The sequence below is a fragment of the Rhodococcus sp. I2R genome, from assembly GCF_020889545.1.
Classification (GTDB): Bacteria; Actinomycetota; Actinomycetes; order Mycobacteriales; family Mycobacteriaceae; genus Rhodococcoides.
On record NZ_JAHUTG010000061.1, the window covers coordinates 1 to 2,391 of the forward strand.

Sequence of the window (2,391 nt, forward strand, 5' to 3'; positions counted from 1 at the left end):
GTATCGGTGTACACCCTCACGTGACGGTCCCCGTACAACCTCATGTGTAGGTGCTCGGCGAGTCCTGTCGTAACTCGCCCACGACAAGGGCCACCCTTCGAATCGTCTACCGCCAAGTCGACGAACCCGAAGGGTGGCCCTTGTCATGATCCTTGATGGAGAGTCTTGGATGAACATCCGCCGTTTCAAAACCTTGCACGAGGCCGGCGCGACCTACGCCGACATCGCCCGCGAATGCGGCTGCGATTGGCGCACCGTCCGCCGATACCTCGCCGAGGATGCACCCGCGCATCCACCGCAGGGGACTTCGAGAGCAGGAACCCAGCAGCGTGCCATCACCGACGACATCGCCGCCATGATCGAGGAGATGCTGCGCGCCGACATCACCATCGCAGCCTCGGTCATCCACGAACGCCTCACCCGCGACAAGTCCGTCACCGTCAACTACCAACGCGTCAAAATCTATTGCAGCACAGCGCGACCGATCATCCGCGACGAACTCGGAGCCGAGGAGTCCGGCCTGGGTAATCTGCACCGCCGCTTCGAAACGATCCCCGGCGCCCAAGCGCAAGTGGACTGGGGCGACGAAGGCGACCTGTTCGGCACCGGCCGCAAGGTCTACTCCTTCCACATGGTCCTGTCGTATTCGCGTGACCCGTTCTGCTGCTACACCCACTCGATGGACGCCGCCGCATTCTGGGGCAGCCACATCCGGGCCTTCGCACACTTCGGTGGTGTGCCTGGTTCGATCGTCTACGACCGCACTAAAACCATTGTCCGCAAGCATGTCCGGCCCGGACATGCAGTTCCGTTGCACCCTGCGGCAGTGGCGTTCTCGGGGCACTACGGCTTCGACATCGACGTCCTCGCCGCGTACCGGCCCACCGGCAAGGGCCGGGTGGAACGGCAGGTGAAAATCGTCCGCGATCATGTCCTCGCCGGCCGGACGTTCACCGACCTCGCCGATACCGACCGCACCTTCATGGACTGGGTCCCAATCCGCCGGACTCAGGTGCACCGCACTCACCGTGAGGTCATCGGCGTCCGGGCGGATGTCGACCACGCAGCCCTACGTCCGGTCCCGGCCGAGCCGTATCTGGTCGCCGAAGCTCATCTACGCCGCATCGGCAACGACTCGCTGATTTCCTTCGAAGCCTCGCTCTACTCCGTCCCCGCCGACCGGGTTCGAGCAGGTCAACGAGTGCAGGTCCGCGCAGGAAGCGACAACATCGCCATCGCCACCCTCGACAGCGCCGGCGGCACCGTCCTGGCCGTACACGCCCGCTCTCACGTCCGCGGTGCCTGGGTCGTGGACCCGGCGCACTGGGCATCACTGCCCGACGGTCACACCCGTGCCACCACCGACGGACGCAGCAACTCCGCCACCACCGACACACCGGCATCAGGCGGCGTCGACGGACCCGATCCGTTAACCGCGAAAGTCATCTCCCTCGTCGGCCATGTCCACGTCGAACGCCGACCCCTCTCCGCCTACGCCGTCTAGATCCTCGACAGTTACTGTCCTGCAGCAGTCTTCAAGAACGGATACTCAATCATGAGTTCATTGACCACCCAACGGATCATCGACAACGCCATCCGGCTCGGCCTCGGCCACACAGCTGAATCGGTCACCGAATCCGCCGCCCGCGCCGACTCCGCCCAGATGGGCTACCTCGACTTCGTCGACCACCTCCTCGCCGAAGAAGTCGCCGTCCGCGAATCCCGGCGGTTCCGCAATGCCCTCAAACTGTCCGGGTTGCCGCACCACAAAACCCTCGACGACTTCGACTACACCTTCCAGCCTGGACTCGAACCACGTCGGGTACGTGACCTCGCGACACTGGAATTCCTCACCGGCGCAGGGAATATCGCCATTCTCGGGCCACCCGGGGTGGGCAAGACTCACATCGCGATCGGGCTGGCTGTCGCTGCCTGCCAAGCCGGGAAATCAATCTACTTCACCACCCTCGACGACCTCGTCCGCAAACTCAAAGCAGCCGACGCTGCCAACCGGCTCCCTCGCCAACTCGCCAATCTCATGCGACCATCGCTGTTGGTGATCGACGAAGTCGGCTATCTCGCTCTCGACCGCGACGAAGCCAACATGTTTTTCCAGCTGATCAGCCGCAGATACGAAAAAGGCTCCACGATCATCACGAGCAACAAGCACTTCACCGAGTGGGGAACCGTCCTCGGTGACGACGTCCTCGCCACCGCCATCCTCGACCGACTCCTGCATCACTGCGACGTCCTGGCCATCAACGGCCCCAGCTACCGGCTCAAAGACCGGCAAGGACTTGTCACACCGGTCGAAGCACCGGCATCATGAACCTGCCGGACACCGACACATCAGGTCGTACACAGACCGACACGTGAGGTCGTCCACCGATA

At 63.4% G+C, this 2,391-nt stretch carries 2 protein-coding genes; both read left to right on the forward strand.

Annotated elements, in window-relative coordinates; all coding sequences use genetic code 11:
• The first annotated feature begins 169 nt into the window (after positions 1-169).
• Positions 170-1,504, forward strand: coding sequence for an IS21 family transposase (istA, locus tag KVY23_RS24770; RefSeq protein WP_206511873.1), 1,335 nt, complete (start codon positions 170-172; stop codon positions 1,502-1,504).
• Positions 1,505-1,555: 51 nt separating this feature from the next.
• On the forward strand, positions 1,556-2,329 hold the full coding sequence (gene istB / locus KVY23_RS24775; RefSeq protein WP_230558529.1) for an IS21-like element helper ATPase IstB: 774 nt from the start codon (positions 1,556-1,558) through the stop codon (positions 2,327-2,329).
• The last annotated feature ends 62 nt before the right edge of the window (positions 2,330-2,391 follow it).

Bases quoted from the DNA above. Each gene is read 5' to 3' on its own strand.
- istB (WP_230558529.1), top strand. From the start codon at position 1,556: ATGAGTTCATTGACCACCCAACGGATCATCGACAACGCCATCCGGCTC.
- istA (WP_206511873.1), top strand. From the start codon at position 170: ATGAACATCCGCCGTTTCAAAACCTTGCACGAGGCCGGCGCGACCTAC.